Source organism: Aestuariirhabdus sp. LZHN29, from assembly GCF_049985285.1.
In the GTDB taxonomy this organism is placed as follows: Bacteria; Pseudomonadota; Gammaproteobacteria; order Pseudomonadales; family Aestuariirhabdaceae; genus Aestuariirhabdus.
The window spans coordinates 1,143,306-1,164,849 of sequence record NZ_JBNIEU010000002.1; the positions used below are offsets into that span (position 1 = coordinate 1,143,306).

A 21,544-nucleotide genomic window follows, 5' to 3' on the forward strand; every position below is an offset into this window, starting at 1 on the left:
GTTTTATAGGACTTTCATCTAAATGTTTGATAATACTAATTTTTTTATCAGGTAAGCCTGTTCAAAGACTATTTCGCGATAAGCTTGATAGCGGCCCGACACGCCACCGTGGCCTGCGTTCATGTTGGTTTTCAGCAGAATTTGATTGGGGCTATGGGCGTTGTGACGCAGTGTGGCAACCCACTTGGCAGCCTCCCAATAAGGGACGCGTGTGTCCTCTAGCGAAGTGGTCACCAACAGGTTGGGGTATGGTTGGTGGCAGACCTGGGTGATTGGATCGTAGCTGGCGATATAGGCGTAAGCGTTCTGATTGTTTGGATCTCCCCATTCGTCGTATTCCGTTTGGGTCAGGGGCAGGTTTGGATCACACATGGTGGCGAGGATGTCGACAAAGGGAACGTCAACCACTGCCGCCTGACAGAGTCCGGGTGCCATATTCAAAACCGCCCCGATCAGCAGTCCCCCTGCGCTGCCGCCGCTGATAGCCAGCTGTCCGTTGGTGGTAATGCCTTGCTTGATGAGGTGCTGGGCGCAATCGATAAAGTCTTCGAAACTGCGTTTTTTAGCTAGCCTGCGCCCCTGGTGATACCAGCCCTCACCCAGGCAGCCGCCGCCCCGTACGTGGGCAATGGCGAACAGAAACCCCCTGTCGAGAAGGTTGAGGCGAGCGTGTGAAAACCAGGGGTCAAGGGGATCTCCATAGGCCCCGTAGGCGTAAAGCAGCAGCGGAGCGGGTTTTAGAAAACTGTTTTTTCTGCCAACCACACTGATGGGAACCTGAGTGCCATCCCGGGTTGTACAGATGATCCGTTGGCTCAGGTAGTCATCGGGGTCATAGCTGCCTAGCACAGGGGTTTCTTTCAAAAGGGTTCTCTGGCCACTGACCAAATCGATATCCCACAGACTTGCAGGGCGAGTGAGGGACTCGTAGCGAACCCTCAAACACGAGGATTCGGCGTCGATATTGTCGATACAATCCAGGGAGCGGCATTCATCGGCAAAGCCGAGCCATTGCGTGGCTTTGCTTTGGCGATGTAAAACCCGCAGTCGAGGCTGGCCCTGAAAGCGTTCGCTAACAACAAGGTAGTCCGCAAGCGGCTCAATACCCTCAATTGTGATGTCTGGATCATGTTGCAGCAGGGCCACCCAGGCGCTTTCATCGAAGTCATCCTCGATCGCTTCATAGAGGGAGAAGTTAACCCCCTCACGATTGCTCTTGATGAGAAAGTGATTGCGGTGATGATCGACGCTGTATTCGTGATCTGGGCGGCGAGGGGAGAAGCACTGAATGGGTCCTGGGTCCGTGCTGCTAATAGCGCCATACCAGACCTCGCTTGTGGTTTTGCTACAGCTCTCGATAATCAGGTAACGATCCGACTTAGTCCGGTATGCGTGGAGAAAAAAGCGCTCGTCCTGCTCGGTATAAACCAGCCTATCGCTGCTCTGGGGTTGCCCTAAAAGGTGACTGAGGAGTTGCCAGGGGCGCTGCCTCTCATCCAGTCGGGTGTAGTAGAATCCTTTGCTGTCCATGCTCCAGACTAGGTTGCCGCTTGCCTGGCCCAGGTGTTGTTCCAGGGTCTTTCCACTGTCTATCTCAGCCACACGAATGTCGTAGGATTCATCCCCCTGTGTGTCTATGGCATAGGCAAGCAGGCGTTGATCGGGGCTTACTTCGAAGTCCACAAGTTCGAAGAATTCATGCTCGCTGGCGAGGATGTTTTCATCCAGAAGTAGTTGTTCCTCGCCGCTCTTGAGGTGTCTCCTCCAATGCTGGGCGTACTCTTCCCCCTCGGTCGTGCGGCTGAAGTATTCATAATCCTGCCACGCCCATGGCACGGTTAGGTCGCTCTCCTGGATTCGCGACAACAGCTCTTCATAGAGCTGCTGCTGCATCGCTTCGGTATCGCTCATCTGTGTCTGGGTATAGCGATTTTCGGCCTCAAGGTGGGCAATAACCTCGGCACTATCTCGATCTTCCAGCCATTGATAATGGTCGACAGGTGCTCCGTGGGGGTGCTGGCGCCGATGTGGGTGCCGTCGTGTCAGGGGAGGGGTAGGTGATGCGGTCATTTGATGACTTGTTCCGATAATTTCAATACTATACGGCCGCAAACAGAGCAATTGAGAGCGGGCGCAATGGATCAACAGTATTACCTATGGGCATGGAGTGTCTACTGGCTGGCAGCATCGGGCTGTCTGCTCGTATGGTATCGAATCACCCGGCCTATTGGTTCGCGGATGATTAAAATTTTTTTCAGGGCCTCAGCCTGGATAGTGCTTTGCACTCCGTGGCCCCAAAGTGATGCTGGCCAAACCCTCTCTCCTGCATTCTTCACCATGCTATTCGATGGGCTTTCTTATGGGCCGGAGTCGATGCTAAGAACCGCGCCGGTGTTGATAGGTTTGGGGGCCCTGTTGGTGGTATTGCTTCTGGTTGACGGGTTCTTCTATAACGCCAAATCACAACGCCTCCCGAGCGGTGGTTCGGCGGAAGGAACTACAAGCACCTGAACCACGTTGTAGCCTCGGTGGCTTTATTGAGTGTTTGCTCGAGATTCATGTTATAACTCATTGTTTGAATGGAAAAACTAGCGCTCACTGCTATACATAGGTGAGGGCTTTGGATCGATAAACTTGGCTTCTGGTGGCGTCGGGAGTGTCTGCTACCACAAGCCTGAGCGTAGTGAGGTTGCAATGGATAATCATTTCTTTGTTCTGGCGGCAGTAATGCTGGTCGCAGGCGCGTTTGGCGGCACTGTAAACTATTACCTGAGTGGGCGTCAGGAGGAGAAAGGTAACAGCTGGATTCGTCCGGTTGTGCTGGGTATCGGTGCCTCTTTTCTGGTGCCCGTCGTGCTGGATGTGCTGTCGATCAAGCTTGTTATTGAAAGTGCAGGGGACCCATCAAAGCTGTTAATTTTTACCAGTATTTGCCTGATCGCAGCGATATCGTCACGTTATCTGGTGGGCTCGCTGGGCGATAAGGTGGCAGAGGAGGCTAAACGTGCGTCAATGCGAGTCGATGAGCTTCTGGTTGAGTTGCGTAATTTGCAAGATGAGATCGCCCCACTGATCGAAACTGAAACAGAAACCGAAGGAGTTGGAGCGGGTGCTGTTGCCGAAGAGGTTAACTCGGCAGAACTCGATGTAACCAGTAGTAAGGTGTTGAAAACCCTTGCTAGCGGCCGCTTTATTTTTCGCTCTATCTCGGGACTCTGCACCGATAGCAGTGCCGATGAAACAACGCTGCGCCAGACCTTATCGGTATTGATAGTAAAAGGGTTGGCCGGTCGTAGCCGAGGTCCCAAAGGCGAGCGGTGGTATGTGACCGAGCGCGGCCGCCGAGTTTTGGAAATCCAGTAAACCGGGGTGCCTGAAAACCCTGGGCAGGGGCGGGGTAGACCGCCTTTGCAAGCTTGTTACTCGTTAACAGGCAGGTAGTATTATTGGTTCGTAATGGCTAAAGGGAGAGTGCCAGGTGATTGCATCAGTATCCAATAGGGTCAAGTGGGTGGCGTCGCTGATGCTGTTGGTATGGGCCGGGATCTCCTGGGCCGCGCCGGCTAACGATGTTCGCATGTTGATCGATATCTCCGGCAGCATGAAGGCTAATGACCCCAATAATCTGCGGGTTCCTGCGGTCGAATTGATGACCGATCTACTGCCTGACGGAGCAAAAGCGGGTGTCTGGACCTTCGGCCAGGAGGTCAATATGTTGGTTCCCTATGGCCCGGTTAACCCGCAATGGCGACAGCGGGCGCGAGACGAGATAAAGAAGATCAACTCCGTAGGTCTCTACACCAATATTGGTGCGGTACTGGACAAAGCCAGCTTCGATCGCAATGATGCCGCGAGCGATAGCCCTCGAAACCTGATCATGCTGACCGATGGCATGGTCGATATTTCCAAGGACCGAGCTGAGGATGAGGCGGAGAAGCAACGTATTTTAAATCAACAGTTACCGCAGCTGGCCCAAAGCGGTTATCAGTTGCACACCATTGCGTTGTCCGAAAAGTCCGATCGCGAGTTGCTGGAAACCCTGGCGATAGAAAGTGGGGGGCTTTCATCACAAGCGGGAACGGCTGACGAACTGACAAAGCTGTTTTTGAAAGCACTGGAACAGTCGGCACCCGCCGATGAAGTGCCGCTAAAGGACAACCGGTTCCTGATTGATTCCTCCGTCGATGAATTCACCCTGTTGGCATTTAAAAGTCACCCCGACGATAAGGTTCAACTGCAGTCACCCTCGGAGGCGATTATTGATCGTAATAACCCTGGTGAGGGGGTGCGCTGGCATGCGGCTGCGAGTTACGAACTGATAACCATCCCCCAGCCTTATGAGGGGGAATGGCGCCTGTTATCGGAAGAGGCACCGGAGAATCGGGTCAGCGTGGTTAGCGACCTGAAAATGGAGGTCTCTCGCCTGGCATCAAACGCGTATCTGGGGGAACGGCTCGACCTGCAGGCAAGCTTTTTGGAAGCAGGGAGCCCCATGACCGATGCGGGGTTTCTGGCTCTGATCAAAACGACTGTCGAGATCAGGGATGGGGAAAACGAACTGGTGTCGCGTCTGGATGCTCCCAGGATGGATGCTGCCCAGGGTGGATTTGGATTTACCTTGCCCTCGTTTCCAGAGGCTGGTAGCTATGAAATTAGTGTTCAGGCCGATGGCGAGACCTTTAAACGAGAGATGCGGCAACAGGTCTCGGTTCGCGAGCCTTTTCAGTTCAGCGCTGACCTGATTAGCGGGCAAGGGCCGGACCGTTTCGACGTGCGGGTGATACCTCGCACACAATCTATCGATCGGGCCGCCTCCGAGGTGTTTGCCCGAATCCGAAAGCCTGACGGTACCAAGCAGTTGCGGGGCGTTGAGTTGGATGCTGATGGGCGTAAGTGGAGCTTCCCTATCGAAGCCCTGACCCGGGGCGAGTACCAGGTTTCTCTCAAGGTTTCCGCAGTCACCAGTGGGGGCAAACAGTTTGATGTAAAAGCTGATCCTTTGGTATTGCGGTACCCAGAGGGGGGCTCGGTTAAAACCGATGGGGTGGCTGATTTAGAGTCTGAAGATGTTCCCGCACCAATCGTGACGGAGCCTCCAGTGGCCAATGAACCTGCGTCCCCGGAAGCAGAGCAGCCACTACCTCCTCCCGTTGAGCCCCAGAGCAAGCTCGAGGAGGCTCCGGTCGCTCCTGAGACTCCGAAGCAGGAAGCGCAAGAAGAAGCGAAGGAGGAGGATCAAAAAGAGGTCGAAGAGGAGGTGCCTGAAGAGGAGTCGAGGCTTTGGCTTTATATCGCTTTGGGTTTGGGTAATCTGTTGGTAATAGCCGGACTGGTTTTCGTGTATCTCAAATTTATCCGGGACCCCAAGCCCGCTCCTGAGCCTGAGGCGGATGATGATGAAGATGATGACGAACGGTGATAAATAGCCGTTGCAAATTTGGGTTAGCGAATGTGTGAATTGCTGGGCATGAGTGCCAATGTGCCAACCGATATCTGTTTTAGTTTTACAGGGTTGATGGAGCGTGGCGGAAAGACCGGACCCCATGCCGATGGGTGGGGGATTGTCTTTTACGAGGGTGCTGCTGTGCGTGAATTTCGTGATCCCACACCGAGCTGTCACTCTGAAATTGCCCAGCTTGTGAGTCAGTATCCCATCAAGAGCTGTAATGTTATTAGTCACATTCGGCAAGCGAACTCCGGGCGGATCTGCCTCGAAAATACGCATCCCTTTGTACGGGAGCTTTGGGGGCGCCAGTGGACATTTGCCCACAACGGTCAACTCAAGGGTGTGAAGAAACTGCCCCTGGGGTGTTATCAACCCGTGGGCACTACCGACAGTGAACACGCATTTTGTTGGTTGTTGGGGGAGATCAGGTCACGTTTTCCAAAGCCCCCAAAAAGACAGCAGACCCTATGGCGAGAGATTAAGCGTCTCTGTGATCAGTTGGGTGCGATGGGCGTCTTTAATATGCTGTTTAGCGATGCACGGCAACTTTATTGCTACTGTAGTACGAAGCTGTGCTGGATAACTCGCAAAGCGCCTTTTACGGAGGCGGTGCTCAGGGATGCGGAGTTAAGTGTCGATTTCAGTCATGAAACGACCCCGGACGATATCGTCACGGTGATCGCGACCTCTCCGCTTACAGAAAACGAGCAGTGGAAACAGATGAATAAGGGTGAGTTCAGAGTGTTTAGGGACGGGATTCTTCTGCAGTAACGCCTGTTGTTTTCGGTGGACGTGGATCCTCTACGGGATGTGAGGAGCAAGGCTCTGTCGTCGACGGAGCCTTGCTTTTTTAAGCCATCACTGTACCGACTCGTTGTCGCTGAACATGCCCTCGAATAGCGCGGTTGACAGGTAACGCTCCCCTGAGTCGGGCAACATAACGACGATAGTTTTGCCTGCGTTTTCCTCTCGCTCAGCCGCTTTAATAGCGGCAGCTGCGGCGGCCCCCGAGGAGATACCCGCTAAAATTCCCTCCTCTTTCATCAAGCGGCGAGCCGTCGCGATCGCTTCGTCGTTGTCAATCTGTTCCACCTCATCGACCATCTCAAGATCCAGGTTCGCTGGCACAAAGCCTGCGCCGATTCCCTGTATTTTATGGGGGGAGGGGGTGAGTTCTTCGTTGGCGATGGTTTGGCTAATTACTGGTGAATCGGTGGGTTCGACCGCAATGCTGGTGATCTCTTTTCCTTGAGTGATTTTTATATAGCGAGAGATACCCGTTAGAGTGCCTCCTGTGCCAACCCCTGCCACCAGGATATCGATATCGCCGTCGCTATCTTGCCAGATTTCGGGCCCTGTGGTCGTTTCGTGGATAGCGGGATTCGCCGGGTTGGTAAACTGCCCGGGCATAAAGAAGTGGTCGGGCCGACTCGCCACGAGCTCTTCCGCTTTGGCTATCGCTCCTTTCATACCCTTGGCAGGTTCGGTCAATACAATGTTGGCTCCCAGCGCTTTCATTACCTTGCGGCGTTCAATGCTCATGGATGAGGGCATTGTGAGGGTTATTTTGTAGCCTCTGGATGCGGCGACAAAACAGAGCGCGATACCGGTGTTGCCGCTTGTGGGTTCCACAATTTCCATGCCGGGTTTAAGCTCGCCAGATTTTTCCGCTTCCCAGATCATGTTTGCGCCGATCCGGCATTTTACGCTGCCTGCGGGGTTTCGGCTTTCCAGTTTTGCGTAAATTCTGGCATTCGGGGCAAGCCGGGCGAGCCTGACTAATGGGGTTTTTCCAATGGTGAGAGAGTTGTCCTCGTATAGCGTGCTCATCGGCAGGATCCTGAGTTTTTGTAGGAAAGGATTAGAGGATTATCACTATAGTTCAGGTTCATAAAATTACATATCTGATTATTTTGTTTGTAAATAACCGTTAGTTATAACGCTTGAGGCCTAGTTGATGTGTCAACTACTCTTCGATAGAGTGGCGCGATCGAAATAGTTATCATCAACGATAACAGAGAACCACAACCAGACTCGCCGGACGAGGTAATAGAGATGAAATTTGATAGTACCCGGGAATATGTGGCCACCGATGATCTAAAAATGGCGGTAAACGCCGCGATCACGTTGCAGCGGCCCCTTTTGGTTAAAGGTGAGCCGGGTACCGGCAAGACCATGCTTGCAGAGCAGGTAGCTGAGTCCTTGGGATACCGCCTGATTCAGTGGAATATCAAGTCCACCACCAAAGCCCAACAGGGTTTGTACGAGTACGATGCGGTCTCCCGCTTGCGGGACTCCCAGTTGGGGGACGACCGGGTTCACGATATCAGCAACTACATAGTTAAGGGGAAGCTCTGGGAGGCGTTTGAAGCCGATGAGCAGGTGGTATTGTTGATTGACGAAATTGACAAGGCCGATATCGAGTTTCCCAATGACCTGTTGCAGGAACTCGATCGCATGGAGTTTTTTGTCTACGAGTTGCAAAAAATGGTTAAGGCGGTGAAACGGCCGGTCATAATTATTACCAGTAATAACGAGAAGGAGTTGCCTGACGCCTTCTTACGCCGCTGTTTTTTCCATTACATCTCATTTCCCGATCGTGAAACAATGAGTTCGATCGTCGACGTTCACTACCCGGGTCTGGCCGACAATCTCGTCAAGGAGGCACTGGAAGTGTTTTTTGATGTGCGTCAGGTTCCGGGTATGAAGAAAAAACCCTCCACATCGGAGCTGATCGACTGGATCAAGTTATTGATGGCTGATGATGTGGGCGCAAGGCTGCTACAGGAGCGTGATCCAACCAAAGCGATTCCCCCCCTGTGCGGTGCATTGGTTAAGAACGAGCAGGATGTGCAGTTACTGGAACGCCTCGCTTTTATGACCCGCCGACAGGGGCGCCAAGGTTAGACCATGTTGCTCGATTTTTTTTCTGAAGTTCGTGCTGCCAGGGTTCCCGCCACCTTGAAGGAGCTGCTCGACCTGATGGAAGCCCTGAAACAGGGGGTTGTGTTTGCAAACGTCGACCAGTTTTATTTTCTGGCTCGAACCTGCCTGGTAAAAGATGAAAAGCATTTTGACAAGTTTGATCGTGCATTTAGCGCCTATTTTGATGGCTTGGAAAATATTGATGATCTTTTGAAATCGATGATCCCTGAGGAGTGGTTACGGAAGGAGTTCGAAAAATATCTTACCGAAGAGGAGAAGGCGAAGATAGAATCTCTCGGTGGCCTCGATAAGCTATTGGAGGAGTTTAAGAAGCGCCTTGAAGAGCAGAAAGAAAGACATCAGGGAGGGAATCGATGGATTGGGACGGGTGGAACTTCGCCCTTTGGTGCCTATGGCTACAATCCGGAAGGGGTGCGCATTGGCCAGGAAGGAGGACGTAACCAGAGCGCAGCCAAGGTATGGGATCAACGCAGCTTTCGTAATCTGGATGAAGACGTTGAGCTGGGTACCCGAAACATCAAAATGGCGCTACGCCGCTTGCGTAAATTTGCCCGCGACGGTGCCGCCGATCAGCTGGACATTGACGATACGGTTGCCTCTACCGCGCGCAATGGTGGTTGGCTGGATTTGAAGCTTGTTCCTGAACGTCACAATGCGGTCAAAGTGCTTCTGTTTATTGATATCGGTGGCACCATGGACTCCCATGTGCGTATCTGCGAAGAGCTTTTTTCGGCGTGCAAAACAGAGTTTAAGCATCTCGAGTTTTTCTATTTTCATAACTGTATTTACGAAAGTGTTTGGCGCGATAATTTGCGGAGAATGAGTGAGCGCACCTCCACCTGGGATCTTCTGCACACATTTGGCAGCGACTATAAGGTGATCTTCGTAGGTGATGCTTCAATGGCTCCCTATGAGGTAAGTCATGTAGGGGGGAGTGTAGAGCACTGGAACGAGGAGCCCGGAGCTATCTGGTTACAGCGGTTCAGGGAGAAATTCAGTAAAGTTATCTGGCTGAACCCCCATACCCCCGACAGTTGGGACTATACGCATTCAACCCAGATGATCAAACAGCTGGTTGAAGAGAAGATGTACCCCCTAACTGTCAAAGGCCTTGAAGAGGGTATGCGCTACCTCAGCAAGTAGTGACTTTTCCCAGCTTAAGTATGCTGGCATCAGTGGGTATCTACCTGATCGATCTGCTCCGGCTCTAAAAACTTTTGTGCATAGCGTAACGGGATACCGCTGCGTATAAACAGGTCGAATAGATCCGCATCTATATGTTGGTCTTTGGCCATGAACCCCATAATTTTTATCGCTTCGCTGAGGGTTTTCGGGGTTTTATAGGGGCGGTCCGAGGCGGTCAATGCTTCAAAAATATCCGCTATGGCCATGGCGCGCGCGCTGATTGAGAGTTGCTCTTTAATCAGCTTTTTCGGGTAGCCAGTACCATCCATTTTTTCATGGTGGCCTCCTGCGATCGACGGCACGGATCGTAGATGTTTCGGATAGGGTAGTTTCTCTAACATGACGATTGTCTGCACGATATGATCGTTAATCATATAGCGTTCTTCGTCGTTCAGTGTCCCTTTAGCGACGGATAGGTTATAGAGTTCGCCCCGATTGTATTTATGCTCTGGAGTATCGATTTTGAATCCATAGGCGTTGTCGGGTGAGATACTGTCTTCGATGCGACGGGTTATCAGGTGCTCAGGTTTATCATCAAGCAACTTTTCTGTAGCGGGCAATGGCTGCGCGTCGGAGCCAGATTTGCGCTGCAGCTCCTCCCAGGAGACACCTAATCGATCGTCCAGGGTGCGCAGCCATGAGCGCTGGGCAATTTTTTGTAACCGCAACTGGCGCTCTTCTGACATGAACTCACCGCCTTGGTTGCACTCAGCAATAAAACTGAACTCTTCATCCAGCGTGGCAAGTTCGGCATCTCGTTGCTGACCCAGTTGCCGCGGATCACCCCCCTCGTTAACTCCAACCCAATAGTTTATCTGTGCGTCGCGTTTAAGTACTTCAAAACGCATACGCACTTCGTGGATTCGATCGCATAGCGTTTCGAGTTTGGTTGCTTTATCTACCACGTACTCAGGGGTCGTTACCTTGCCACAGTCATGTAGCCATGAGGCTATATCCAGTGCTTCCCATTCATCGTCGCTCAATTGATAGTGGCTGAAGGTCTCCTGACTGGACTCATGGGCGGCCTCGCAGATCATGCGAGTCAATTCAGGCACCCGTTGGCAGTGGCCGCCGGTATAGGGAGATTTGGCGTCGATGGCACCCGCGATGAGTTTGATAAAGGCGTCAAGCAACTGTTTTTGCATCTGCTGGAGTTGCCGGCTCTCCAGAGATACGGCGGCAAATCCGGATAGGGCGTCAACAAATGCCAGCTGGTGAGCATCGGTGGCGCTCGGTGCACTCTCATCGATGGGAAATAGCAAACAAAGCAGGCCAAAGTTTTGTTGCTGCCTGTCGCGAAGCGGTAACGCGATCATTTTAATCTGCTCGGCTCCGACCAGCGAAGGAAGTGAGGGCAGGGTAGTATCTGCCGCGCTGAGGGTTATGTCGCTCGGGCGACTGAGTTTGAGGGCGGCAACCAGGGGATTATCTTCACTCTCCAGAGCTATTTCTGGCAGGCTGTGATCGTTGAAGCGACCCTCGCTATAGAGGATAGAGGGAGTCATCGCTTTCTCATCGTCGTCGAGCAAGTAAAGCAATGCCCCCTGGGCATGGGCGACTTCGCAGGTTTCTTTTAGCATTCGGCCTTGCAGCGCTTCCAGGTCTTTCTCCCTGGCCAGGGAGTCGATTAGTGCGAGGAATCGAGAGATGGTGTCGCTCATTAAGTGAGTCGCTTCGGAGAGATCGTCCACCTCTTTGATCATTGATTGCACCCGAGCCCTTGGGTCAAAATCCATATTGCTCACCGCTTTGGCGTGCTCTGCGAGTCGGTTGAGAGGGATGGATATGCGTTTGGAAAGTAGCCAGGCCAGGGGCAATGCCAAAAAAATCAAAAGCGCGGTGATACGCAACGTATCCCAGCGAATCGCATAGGCGTCTGAGAACAGTTCATGCTTAGGGGCGATCACGATCATTCTCAGATCGAGGCCGCTAACGCTGGGAAGGACCTGTACGTTGCCCGTCCAGTCGACTCCATTGCGTTCAAATGCGACCTGCCCCGGAGCAAGCTTTTCGGGTGTGTCGAACCATGCTAAGGCGGGGCTTCCCAGTTGGGTCACGGTTGACATGCTAACTGCGTCGTCGCTGCTCTTTTGAACCATTTGCCGTGAATCACGATAGGCAAGCACCGTACCTGAGCGGCTAACAACGGCGATCTCGGATGTGGGGGTGAACTGTTGAGCCGCCAGGGTGGATGACAGTTGGTTCAGGGTCACATCAGCAGCAATTACTGCTGTATTACCCGGAAGGGAGAGAGCCATATTGATGCCCACTTCGCGCATAAAAAAGAACAGGTAGGGTTCCGTTCGTATCATTTCCTTGCGGTTTATGGCTTCCTGGTACCATGTTCGTGTGCGTGGGTCATAGCCGCTGTAGGGCTCGATGGTTTGGCTGAGCAGCTGGTACTCTTTGTCAAAGTAGATCCGTGTGAAAACGGAGTCTTTACCGGCGTAATCGATGTGATCCACCATTAGGAACGCATTGATCGGCGTGTTGAAACGTTTTTTTAAAGACTCCGTGACCCCCCGTAATATGAAGTAATCGCCATCATCATACCCAATTTGCAAACCTGAGATTGCGGGATGATCCAGCTGGGGTTGGTGGAGTACGGGGATATGGGTTAGCCGGCCTTCAAGACTGTTCTCGGCCTCCAAATTACTAAAACGAAGTAGGGATAGGCTGTTGCCGACGGGGTTGTAGGTCAGCTTGATCTCTTGAATAACCTGTTCGGCGATCTGGCGCGACAGCTGACTGGAGGCGTTATAGATAATGTCACTGCTACGCGAGTAGTTGTACCACGCCAGTGTGGTGCCAAGAACCGCAATAAGACTGACGATAAGCGTTGCTATTTGCACCTGAATGGGAAAGCGGATGACCTGTTGCTTCTGTGTCATAGCTTTAACCCTTTATATTCCATTTCTCGCGTCCTTATGATGCTGGCGAAGATTTCGCCTATCCATAGCGGCAAGCAGGTAGTTACTCAATGCCTTGCTATAGTCTAACAGAGGATAATCAGAGTGTGATTTTTGAAACCGACACTGCGGAGCAGAGCATGAAAAAATCGTTATTGGTTACCGGTGGTACCGGGTGTATTGGCTATCAGTTGCTGCCTACGCTTGTCGAGGCCGGTTATCAGCTTTGGGTACTAACACGCAGACCAGTGGACGCCCTTAACACCTTGGGCGGTAGAATTCACTACGTGAATGATTTAAGCGAAGTTGGGGAGGTGGGTGGCGTTATCAATCTCGCCGGAGAGGGAATCGTGGATGCGCGCTGGAGCGAGTCGCGTAAACAGGCTTTGCTCGACAGCCGTATTGGCGTTACCGAGCATCTGCTTGAGTGGATCGCCAGTCTTGAAAAAACGCCTGAAGTACTGATCAGTGGTTCGGCTGTGGGCTATTACGGGTATCAGGATTCAAGTGATGAGCTGGATGAGAGCGCACCGGGTCAGCAGGACTTTGCATCGACTCTATGCCAGCGTTGGGAAGCCGCCGCCGCTCGTGCCACAGACCTCGGTGTTCGTGTATGCCTGTTGCGTACCGGCGTGGTATTAGCGTCTAACGGGGGGGCGCTGGCACGTATGTTGGTGCCTTTTAAATTGGGACTGGGTGGCCCCATCGCAAGCGGTGAGCAGATGATTTCATGGATTCAAAGGGAGGATTTGGTGGCGATTATTCTTTTTTTGCTCCACAGCAAAGAGCTTACTGGAGCCTTTAATGCAACCGCTCCAAGCCCTGTCACGAATCGTTGTTTTAGCGAGTCGCTTGCGAAAGTCCTGGGGCGGCCCTGCTGGTTGCCAGTACCGGGCTACGCCATGCGAATGCTGCTGGGAGACGCTGCGGATCTGTTGGTTAAGGGGCAGTCCGTCGTCCCGAAGCGGTTGTTACAGCTGGGATTTGAATTCCGTTATCCTCAAATATCAGACGCCATAGCGCACTCGTTAGGGGAGTGAAGCTGTGAGCAGCGTTAAGCTTTGCCGGGTGTCGTTTCAGGAATATGGTCGTATTCCTGGAGCTGGCCACTCCTCCAAAGAGTAGCCCCATGACCCTGAAGAGATATCAGTTAACCAGCGGCTAGTCGGCGACGATGAGTGACCCGACTGCGGGCTAGAAGGGGCGCTACTCTATGGTGTATTTCAGCTAACCATGCAGCCCGGCTAGCCGGGCGGTTGTGGTGTCGCTCAGTGCCCCGGTCTGTGGTAATCGAGCGAGCGCTTAATGGAGGCCGTTGGGTTGGCTGGTCAATTGCTGGCGCGTAGCTACCCAGTCGAACGCCGTGTTCGATTCGAGTGAGCGGTGATAGAGCTCTTCAAGTTGCTGGTATACCGCAACCTCTTCATCCGGCATCCAGTGCAGGCAGTCCCCACCGAGGAACCATAAAAGGTCCCGGCTCACCAGCGGCGTCAGTTGGGGGAAGTTGGCGATTAAGTGACTAACCAGCTGCTGGGCGCTGAAGAGGGCGCTCTCCTCTCCCTTTTCCAGTTCGGGTAGTAGAAGCTCAAGCTTTTCCAGTAAGGGGTTCTCTCGAAATTCTGGCAGCGTGTCGCTTTCTATCAGTTGCGTTAACTGCCGGTGGAGCTGCTGCAGCAGTTGGAGTCGGTAACTGGAGGGGGTGAATAGGGTCATGTAGGGCCTGATCTTGAGTTTTAGTGGCGGCATTATAGAGCGCAGGGGAGATGATGTCAGGGGGATGGTGCCGCAATGATTCTTCTTTAGGTATAATCTGCGGCCCTCGTCGTTTCTTTATTAATCTTGAAAAAGCTGATGGGGCAGGTAAGTGCCGGAAGTCTCCGGCAGATGTTTTTTGCGGAGAGATGACACTTGCATGAGTGATGCACTGGTAATAACGGGGTTGGAAAAAACCTACGCGAATGGGTTTGAAGCGCTGAAAGGGATCGATTTTCGAGTCAAAGAGGGGGACTTCTTTGCATTGCTAGGGCCCAATGGAGCCGGTAAGTCCACAACCATTGGCATCATTTCCTCTCTTGTGACGAAAAGTGCAGGTCAGGTGACTATCTTTGGTCAGGATCTGGACAAGAACCTGAGCCTGGCGAAGCAATATCTTGGGGTTGTCCCCCAGGAGTTTAATTTCAACCAGTTCGAAAAACCGATGGATATCCTGATTACCCAAGCCGGTTATTACGGGATCCCGCGGGCTCGTGCACGTGAACGAGCAGAATACTATCTCAAAAAATTAGGGATTTGGGATAAGCGCGATAGCCAGTCACGGCTTCTTTCAGGGGGTATGAAGCGGCGCTTGATGATCGCCCGTGCGCTGATTCACAAACCCAAGCTCCTGATTCTCGATGAGCCCACGGCTGGGGTTGATATCGAGCTGAGACGCAGTATGTGGGCATTTCTTAAAGATATTAATACTTCTGAGGGGGTAACCATTATTCTCACCACCCACTACCTTGAAGAGGCCGAGCAGCTGTGCCGCCATATCGCCATCATCGACAAAGGGTGTCTGGTAGAGAATACCTCGATGAAGAAACTGCTGGGTAAGCTAAATGTTGAGACGTTTATCCTCGATAGCCGTAACCCCTTACCGGAAACCCTGGTTGTACAGGGCTTTGGCGTCCGGACTCTGGATGAGTTCACGCTGGAAGTTGAAATGGACAGGAGTCAGAATATGAACGACCTGTTTTCGGCTCTTCAGGCGCAAGGGGTGGAGGTTTCCAGTATGCGCAACCGTTCCAACCGCCTCGAGGAGCTATTTGTATCCCTGGTGGAAAAGCAGGAGGGGTTGCTATGAAACCTGCAGACGCCTGGATCGCTTTTATCACCATCGCCATCAAAGAGGTACGGCGTTTTCTTCGTATCTGGCCGCAGACCCTACTGCCACCGGCCATCACCATGGTGCTTTATTTCGTTATTTTTGGCAGCGTGATCGGCTCTCGTATTGGTGAAATGGGCGGCTTTAGCTATATGGAGTATGTGGTACCGGGGCTGATTATGATGTCGGTTATTACCAACTCCTATGGCAACGTTGCATCCTCGTTTTACAGCAATAAGTTCCAGCGCAGTGTGGAAGAGATCCTGGTTTCCCCGGTGCCCGATTACCTGATGTTGGCGGGCTTCGTCAGTGGAGGTGTCATTCGCGGGTTGCTGGTGGGGACCATAGTGACCCTGCTGTCCCTGAACTTCACCAGCCTGCCGATGCACAGTGTTGGAATCACCATGGTTGCGGTCATATTGACCTCTGTGCTGTTTTCGCTGGGAGGGTTTATCAACGCGCTCTATGCCAACAGCTTCGACGATATCTCGATCATTCCGACGTTTGTCCTTACCCCCCTGACCTATCTGGGCGGGGTGTTCTATTCGGTTAACGTATTACCCGATTTTTGGGCAGGGCTTTCTCACCTGAACCCGATACTCTATATGGTGAATACTTTTCGTTACGGTATTTTGGGTTACTCTGATGGTGTGCCTGTGCTTGAAGCGCTATCCTTTCTCAGTTTACTGACGGTTATAGCGTTTTGTTTTACGCTGTTTTTGTTGCGTCGCGGTACCGGCTTACGACACTAGGAGGCTCTCCGAATGAGCAACGACCTTCACCGTTCCCCTCTGGGGAAGATCTCCCAGTATGTCTGTGAATATAGCCCTGAGCTTTTGCACCCCATCCCACGGGAGGGGAATCGCTCCACCCTGGGCCTGGGAGGGGGGCTGCCGTTTGTCGGGGTTGATATCTGGAACGCCTATGAACTCTCGTGGCTGAACCTAAAGGGAAAGCCCCAGGTTGCCATAGCTCGATTCAGTATCCCCTGTGATTCGGCCAATATTATCGAGTCGAAGTCCTTTAAACTTTATTTGAACTCCTTTAATCAAACCCGTATAGGAGACCGGGCCAGTGTTCAGGCCCTGTTGGAAAGAGATCTTTCTGCGGCCGCGGGCGCGCCGGTAGAGGCGCTTATCATGGGCCACCATGAGGTGACCGAGGCTGGATTGAGCCTCCCCCCAGGGGTTTGTATCGATCAGCTTGATGTCTCTATAGACCATTACGATACCGACGCGAGCCTGTTGCAAGTAGTAGAGGGCGTTGCAGATGAGACGCTGTACAGCCGGCTGCTGAAATCCAATTGTCCGGTTACGGGTCAGCCAGACTGGGGGACACTGGTCATTAGGTATCAGGGTCAGCGTCTTTGTCACGAGTCGCTGCTTAAGTACATCGTATCATTTCGTCAACACAGTGATTTCCACGAGCACTGTGTTGAACGAGTTTTCCTCGATATTAAAACGGTGACTCAGGCACGGGTGCTGGAGGTGAGTGCTCGTTACGTGCGGCGCGGCGGATTGGATATTAACCCCTGTCGGGCACTTGCACCCGCAGCATTTAACAATCTTCGCCTGGCAAACCAGTAAGGTCCCCTGTTAAATTGGCCCACTCCGGTCAGAGGTAAGGCATTCGAGCGGTTACAGGGATGCGCTTAGAGGATGACCCGCTCTTTGAGTTTTCGGGCAGCGGTTTGTAGCGCTTGTACAACCCGCTCCTTGTCGTAACTCTTGACCTTCTCGGTATCGAGATACATGGAGAAACCATCTATCTGGTGCTCGATAAAGCTTTGATCTGCACCCAGATCCTTGCGGAAATCCACAACTTGGTAGGTCGGCACGGGGCGACTGAAGCCTTTAACCTCCAGTGCACCTTTGTCGCGGCACATGATGACGTCTTTGATCATGGAGTAGGTTTCGTAGGAGGTAAGTATTTGACCCGGCTCTGCGTTGCTCTCAAGGCGACTGGCTAAATTCACCTCCTTACCGATAATGGTGTAATCCATGCGGCTAGCGGCGCCAAAATTACCGACAGTACAAAAACCGGTATTGATGCCCATGCGAATTTGCAGCGGTTTTTGGATTCCCTGGCTTAGCCAACGCTGACGCAGAACCTTCATGTGCTTGCGCATTGCAATGGCCATGGATACCGCCGCCAGGGCATCCCGTTTGGCACCGCCGCTTTTGCTGTCACCAAAAAAGACCATGATGGCATCGCCCACGAATTTGTCGATGGTGCCCCCATACTTCAGGGCGATATTCGACATTTCGGTCAGGTAGTTATTGAGGAGTTCAGTCAGCTCCTCGGACTCCATCTCCTCGGAAAGCGCGGTAAATCCCTTGATATCGCTAAAAAATACGGTCAGGCGTTTTCGCTGGGTCTCTATGTTGCCCTCCTGATCCCCAGAAAACAGAGATTCCCAGACCGCAGGAGAGAGGTAGCGGCTCAGTTTACTCATCAAGCGGATGTGCCTTTGCTTCTCCTCCCTGAGCTGTGCCTCGCTGGAGTCCAGTTTGCGTTTCCGCTGGTAGATCTCCTTTCCAATCACTGCCAGATAGAGGCCCGCGCTGATAGCCGTGACGATAAGGCAAAACAGTGGTGCAGCTAGGTTGATCTCCGGTTGTAACAGAAAGAAGGTGATGGCGGTGCTGGAGACCAGGAAAAGGCAGAGGTAGGGGAGATTGCGGGCTCCCGAATAGGTGAGGTTATTGAGTAGGGTCAGCATCAGCAGAATTAAACTGGGAGCTGGCATAAATCCCCAGGCGGCGATCAGTCCACCGATATTGATGCCGTCAAGGCTCGCCGCAACGTTGCTTTCGCGAAACCGGGCGAGCGCTGAGAGTTTGAACAGAAGCGGGTATACGAGTAGATAGGGAATAAGCCAAACCAGCTCATGTGGCACGGCTTTTCCGTAATAGGCCGCGGCCAGCGTTGTAGTGGCTGTGAGGTAGATCAGGAAACGAGAGTAAAAAGCCGGTGTTTCCCCGGAATCTGAAGAGTGTTTGTTATTTTCAGACATACGAATAACGGTCAGCTTCTAATGGCATAGCGGACTATAGTAATTCCCTTCTGATTCTAGCGCTAGCCCTGAGTGATCGATTCAGGCCGCATCTACCCAAGCGCTTTAGATGGATTGAATTGACTGAGCTGGGATATGGGCTGAGGGGTCAGCAGCTCCAGCATATCTGCGTTTTCGAGCGTCGTTGGAACCGCTTGTAGTGAGCACAGGAGGGCTTGCTTTAAGCTGATACGGTGAGCCTGAGATACATAGATAGGCGGGAGATCCCTATGCAGCCTAAGCAGCGCACCGTGTATACCCGATGAGGTCTTTAATGGAACCCAGCTACCACGCTTGGGTTTCATCTTTCTCGTGACCGCGGCATCAGGAGCCCCTCGCCAGCCAATAGTGGGGGTGTTACACATTAGGCCTATATGGCTGGCGAGGCCAAAGCGATGCTTGCCTGTGACGCCGCGGCCATCGCAAATGATAAGGTCGGGTGCCTGCTCAAGCGCCTCCAGAGCTCGAAGCACGACGGGAGCTTTGCGAAATGAAAGCAGGCCGGGTAATGCCGGAAAGTCCAGTCTCAAAGTAGCGCTATGGCGCTCAACGACTTTGAACTCCGGGAGCCGAAACAGGGTTACGTTGGCGGTACTGTATTCATCGTCGAGATTATAAAGAAGCTGTGCCCTGGCAATATAGGTGATATTTTCCAGTGCCTCATTGTCTTCAACGATCCACGCGCTAAGACTCTTCTGAATGGCAGAAGCCTGAGTTTCAGTGATATTCCAAGGGTGTAGGGCGTTTATCTTCATGATAGGCGTATATTCCTAGAAGGCATAATATAACCAGTCTCCCTCCCTCTGGGAAGATCTTTGTCCGTTGCATCAATGTCGATAACCGGGAAATCCACCCTCTCCACCTCAGGAAAGCGAATCGGTCGATAATCGCATTTTGCGATATCTAATTTTTACTAAGTTGAATTTGGAATACATTTGATTGAGACCGTTAAAAAAATCGACAGGTTTTGATTCGCTGCATAGACTAAACAGTGCCGTTTTCTCGGCATATTAGGACTGCAACCCTCGAAACTGCCGATGCAGATAAGAAGGGCCGGAGTTAAAATGGACTTTATCATCCAGGTCAGCTATGGGTCGCTGGCTGCTGTCTATTCAGTTCTTCTGCTGCTGACGTTTTACCGGGTTAGCGGAGAACTCGTGTGGCACTTTAGAGGGTTATGCCTGGCATCTATCCTTTGGGTCACTGTTGTCTGTTACGCAGCGATTAGCCCCGATTGGTTGTTCTCCGATACCTGGTTTTTTGAAAGTACCCGAAATCTGCTTCTAGGGCTTTTGCTGCTGCGTTTATGGCAGCTACGGGTGTCCTGGCCTCGCTGGGTAATCCTGGCTGTGCTGGTATCGTTGATGTTTATCGATTTGGTGGGCCCTGCGCGGATAGCTGTACAGCAATTTACGGGCACTGATCCACGTTTGCCCGGGCACCTTGTCGTTACCATCCTTTTACTTTCGATGCTCGAGCAAGTTTACGCAGGTGTTGATAACGAACGCCGCTGGGCAGTTAAGTATTTCTTTCTGGGTTTGCTAGCGCTGCTGTTGTTTGACCTGTTTCTCTACGCCGAAGCGGTATTGTACCAACATCTGAATGACGCGCTGCTCGCAGCCCGTGGGATTGCCAACCTGTTGGTGGTGCCGCTGTTTTTACTGGCCGGCGTGCGCAATCCCCATTGGGACGCCAAACTTGTGGTATCTCATCAGGCGGCGTTCCGTACGGTATCCCTTTTACTGGTTGGGGGGTATCTGTTGGCGGTCGCCATCGCGGGGTTTTATGTACGGGATTTTGGTGGGCGGTGGGGAGACCTATTACTCCTGCTGGTGGTGTTCTTTGCAGCAATGATTTTGTTTATGTTGATGAGCTCGGGGCAGGTAAGGTCGGCACTGTCGGTATTGATAGCAAAGAATTTCTTCCGCTTAAAATATGACTACCGTGAACAGTGGATTAGGGCGACCCGAGCGCTTGATAAAGAAACGGACGGGGACAATTTGCAAGACCGGTGCTTAAAAGTATTGTGCGATCCGATGGATAGTCGTGGGGCGTTGATATGGAGGCGGTCTGATCATCGGTCTGATAAAAAGGCGTTTGTAGCCTGTGGCTTCTGGAACATGTTACGAAGCAGGTACGAGGCAGAATCTTTAACACCCAGTGCCATCACCTTCATGGAAAAGGAGGGTTGGGTAATTGATCTGGAGGAGTATCGATCTTTTCCTGACCGCTATCCTGCGAGCCTTGATCTTGGGTTTTTGGCGGAAGACCAGGATCTGTGGCTAGTGATTCCTCTTATTCGGGAAGTAGAGATATTTGCAGTAGTGGTGTTAGCAACACCTCGTTCAATGCGTGATATTGGATGGGAAGATCATGATTTTATCAAGCTTCTGGCGCAGCAGGTGGCCAGTTATCTATCCCTTGCTGATGCACATAATGAACTTGCTAAAGCAAAACAGTTTGAAGCCTTTAATCGCGTTTCTGCTTTTGTGGTACACGACCTAAAAAATATCAATGCGCAGCTTAGATTGTTGGTAAGTAATATGGCGCTGCACCGTACTAACCCGGAATTTATTGATGACTGTGTTGAGACCATTAATCACTCTGTTTCCAAAATGGATCGTATGTTGTCCCACCTTAATGGTGACAAAGCAGGTGAACGAGCAGTGGGGACCCTCTCTTTTGGCTCCCAGGTGCGAGCAATAGCTCATCGCTTTTCCAGTGCCTGCAAGGTTTTTGATGTGTCGGGGGACTCGACACTGCCGGAACTTCTTCTGGATGAGCAACGGTTTTCATCCGCGGTAGAAAATATTGTCAAAAATGCGGTTGAGTCAGCGGGAGGGGCGGGGGAGGTTAAAGTCGAGTTTGGTCTTGATACTTCGAGCCTTAGGCCTTTTGTAACGGTGTCGGATAATGGTCCCGGTTTGAGCGAGGAGTTTATCGAAAAGTCGCTATTTCAACCTTTTCAAACTACGAAGGGTAATGCAGGTATGGGCATAGGACTGTTCGATGCCAGGGAATATATGAAAAGTATCGGTGGAGATATTGTCTTGAAAAATCGTGATGAGGGGTGGACGCGGTTTACATTACGTTTTCCTCCGCTTGACGCTATAGAAAACCATGCAATAGCAGGAGGCTAA

The 21,544-nt window shown here is 52.1% G+C and carries 17 protein-coding genes; 11 read left to right on the forward strand and 6 right to left on the reverse strand.

Annotated features, from left to right (window positions below; all coding sequences use genetic code 11):
• Nucleotides 1-18: 18 nt before the first annotated feature.
• Complete coding sequence (locus ACP3PW_RS12070) at nt 19-2,070, reverse strand: S9 family peptidase (RefSeq protein ID WP_426416948.1); 2,052 nt, start codon at nt 2,068-2,070, stop codon at nt 19-21.
• 66 nt (nt 2,071-2,136) lie between these two features.
• Here ACP3PW_RS12070 and ACP3PW_RS12075 point away from each other — a divergent pair, with 66 nt between their 5' ends.
• The 4 genes from ACP3PW_RS12075 (at nt 2,137) to ACP3PW_RS12090 (ending at nt 6,217) form a co-directional block, all read left to right on the forward strand.
• Nucleotides 2,137-2,511, forward strand: coding sequence for a hypothetical protein (locus tag ACP3PW_RS12075; protein ID WP_426416949.1), 375 nt, complete (start codon nt 2,137-2,139; stop codon nt 2,509-2,511).
• A 183-nt stretch (nt 2,512-2,694) separates the two neighbouring features.
• Nucleotides 2,695-3,363: a YEATS-associated helix-containing protein gene (locus ACP3PW_RS12080; RefSeq protein ID WP_426416950.1), complete on the forward strand. Its 669-nt coding sequence runs from the start codon at nt 2,695-2,697 to the stop codon at nt 3,361-3,363.
• Between the two features lie 115 nt (nt 3,364-3,478).
• A complete protein-coding gene (locus ACP3PW_RS12085) occupies nt 3,479-5,419 on the forward strand; it encodes a VWA domain-containing protein (RefSeq protein ID WP_426416951.1) in 1,941 nt (646 codons plus the stop codon).
• 30 nt (nt 5,420-5,449) lie between these two features.
• The gene (locus tag ACP3PW_RS12090) at nt 5,450-6,217 is read left to right on the forward strand and encodes a class II glutamine amidotransferase (RefSeq protein WP_426416952.1); all 768 of its coding nucleotides are present in this window, start codon (nt 5,450-5,452) and stop codon (nt 6,215-6,217) included.
• 87 nt (nt 6,218-6,304) lie between these two features.
• Here the strand turns inward: ACP3PW_RS12090 and cysK are convergent, their stop codons facing one another.
• Nucleotides 6,305-7,276: a cysteine synthase A gene (gene cysK / locus ACP3PW_RS12095; protein ID WP_426416953.1), complete on the reverse strand. Its 972-nt coding sequence runs from the start codon at nt 7,274-7,276 to the stop codon at nt 6,305-6,307.
• 225 nt (nt 7,277-7,501) lie between these two features.
• Here cysK and ACP3PW_RS12100 point away from each other — a divergent pair, with 225 nt between their 5' ends.
• Together ACP3PW_RS12100 and ACP3PW_RS12105 are read left to right on the forward strand one after the other, a co-directional pair.
• A complete protein-coding gene (locus ACP3PW_RS12100) occupies nt 7,502-8,353 on the forward strand; it encodes an AAA family ATPase (RefSeq protein ID WP_426416954.1) in 852 nt (283 codons plus the stop codon).
• Nucleotides 8,354-8,356: 3 nt separating this feature from the next.
• Entirely contained in the window at nt 8,357-9,535 is a 1,179-nt protein-coding gene (locus tag ACP3PW_RS12105; RefSeq protein WP_426416955.1) for a vWA domain-containing protein, read from the forward strand.
• Between the two features lie 29 nt (nt 9,536-9,564).
• Here ACP3PW_RS12105 and ACP3PW_RS12110 read toward each other — a convergent pair whose 3' ends face one another.
• Entirely contained in the window at nt 9,565-12,468 is a 2,904-nt protein-coding gene (locus ACP3PW_RS12110; protein ID WP_426416956.1) for an HD domain-containing phosphohydrolase, read from the reverse strand.
• Nucleotides 12,469-12,626: 158 nt separating this feature from the next.
• Between ACP3PW_RS12110 and ACP3PW_RS12115 the strand changes: the two genes are divergently transcribed.
• Nucleotides 12,627-13,526 (forward strand): TIGR01777 family oxidoreductase, encoded by a 900-nt coding sequence (locus ACP3PW_RS12115; protein ID WP_426416957.1) that lies wholly within the window; start codon nt 12,627-12,629, stop codon nt 13,524-13,526.
• Nucleotides 13,527-13,788: 262 nt separating this feature from the next.
• Here ACP3PW_RS12115 and ACP3PW_RS12120 read toward each other — a convergent pair whose 3' ends face one another.
• Complete coding sequence (locus ACP3PW_RS12120; protein ID WP_426416958.1) at nt 13,789-14,199, reverse strand: PA2817 family protein; 411 nt, start codon at nt 14,197-14,199, stop codon at nt 13,789-13,791.
• A gap of 199 nt (nt 14,200-14,398) precedes the next feature.
• Between ACP3PW_RS12120 and ACP3PW_RS12125 the strand changes: the two genes are divergently transcribed.
• The 3 genes from ACP3PW_RS12125 to queF are packed head-to-tail and all read left to right on the forward strand — an operon-like array spanning nt 14,399 to nt 16,935.
• Complete coding sequence (locus tag ACP3PW_RS12125) at nt 14,399-15,328, forward strand: ABC transporter ATP-binding protein (protein WP_426416959.1); 930 nt, start codon at nt 14,399-14,401, stop codon at nt 15,326-15,328.
• Nucleotides 15,325-16,101 carry an ABC transporter permease gene (locus tag ACP3PW_RS12130; protein WP_426416960.1) on the forward strand — a complete coding sequence of 259 codons (777 nt, stop codon included), beginning with the start codon at nt 15,325-15,327 and terminating at the stop codon, nt 16,099-16,101. The genes ACP3PW_RS12125 and ACP3PW_RS12130 overlap by 4 nt, the downstream gene beginning before the upstream one ends.
• A gap of 12 nt (nt 16,102-16,113) precedes the next feature.
• A complete protein-coding gene (queF, locus tag ACP3PW_RS12135; protein ID WP_426416961.1) occupies nt 16,114-16,935 on the forward strand; it encodes an NADPH-dependent 7-cyano-7-deazaguanine reductase QueF in 822 nt (273 codons plus the stop codon).
• A gap of 65 nt (nt 16,936-17,000) precedes the next feature.
• On the opposite strand, the gene ACP3PW_RS12140 is transcribed toward queF, so the two are convergent.
• Entirely contained in the window at nt 17,001-18,365 is a 1,365-nt protein-coding gene (locus tag ACP3PW_RS12140; protein ID WP_426416962.1) for an adenylate/guanylate cyclase domain-containing protein, read from the reverse strand.
• Between the two features lie 92 nt (nt 18,366-18,457).
• The gene (locus tag ACP3PW_RS12145) at nt 18,458-19,159 is read right to left on the reverse strand and encodes an endonuclease V (RefSeq protein ID WP_426416963.1); all 702 of its coding nucleotides are present in this window, start codon (nt 19,157-19,159) and stop codon (nt 18,458-18,460) included.
• A gap of 309 nt (nt 19,160-19,468) precedes the next feature.
• On the opposite strand from ACP3PW_RS12145, the gene prsK reads away from it, so the two are divergent.
• On the forward strand, nt 19,469-21,544 hold the full coding sequence (gene prsK / locus ACP3PW_RS12150) for an XrtA/PEP-CTERM system histidine kinase PrsK (protein WP_426416964.1): 2,076 nt from the start codon (nt 19,469-19,471) through the stop codon (nt 21,542-21,544).